This window comes from Bowmanella yangjiangensis (assembly GCF_017255015.1).
Taxonomy (GTDB): domain Bacteria; phylum Pseudomonadota; class Gammaproteobacteria; order Enterobacterales; family Alteromonadaceae; genus Bowmanella; species Bowmanella yangjiangensis.
In genome coordinates this window covers 1-548 of the sequence record NZ_JAFKCS010000508.1, presented here as the reverse complement: position 1 = coordinate 548, position 548 = coordinate 1, and the positions used below count along the sequence as shown (strand labels likewise).

At 64.2% G+C, this 548-nt stretch carries 1 protein-coding gene; it reads right to left on the bottom strand.

Features of this window, described 5'->3' with window-relative positions; genetic code table 11:
* Positions 1-40 precede the first annotated feature (40 nt).
* Positions 41-478, bottom strand: a complete 438-nt coding sequence (locus J0A65_RS25395; protein ID WP_052178244.1) for a tetratricopeptide repeat protein — start codon at positions 476-478, stop codon at positions 41-43.
* Between the last annotated feature and the right edge of the window lie 70 nt (positions 479-548).

The window sequence follows — 548 nt, the reverse complement described above, 5'->3', positions numbered from 1 at the left end:
AGTCGAGCGGCGGAAGCTGATAAGGCATTGACGTCATCCTTCAGTGACAGTGACGGCCATTGCAGGCCAGGTGCTGCTGGCGCCTGCTCGGCGCCCCCAGCAGGCGGTCGGTACGCGGGAATGCGCCGTGCTCGGCGATGAACTGCAGCAGTTCGATGTAGGTACGCCGGCTGTGATGCATGGCGATATCCCGCAGCGCCTGGGGCTGCTGCGCGTCGCCCAGGGTCTGCAACAGACGCTCATGGCTCGCGCAGAGGTTCTCCGCCGCCTCCTCCGGCTGGCCCAGCGTCAGATGCAGATCGGCCAGGTTGTGGTGCGAGATCACGAACGCGGCCACCGCCATGTTGTGCTCGTGCCAGCGCCCGAACAGCACCTGAGCCTCGGCCAGGGCTTGCAGATAGAGTTCACGGGCCTGCACCCAATCGCCGTCCCGAAAGCAGCGGTTTCCCGCTTCGATGATATGTTTCCAGTGCTCCATGGTTACCTCCCGGCTGCTCGCCAGTGGATTTACAGACCGCCTGCGGTGAGTTTCTCCGGGTCGAGCAGAT

Coding starts and splice junctions, on each gene's coding strand:
- J0A65_RS25395 (WP_052178244.1), bottom strand. CDS start 478: ATGGAGCACTGGAAACATATCATCGAAGCGGGAAACCGCTGCTTTCGG.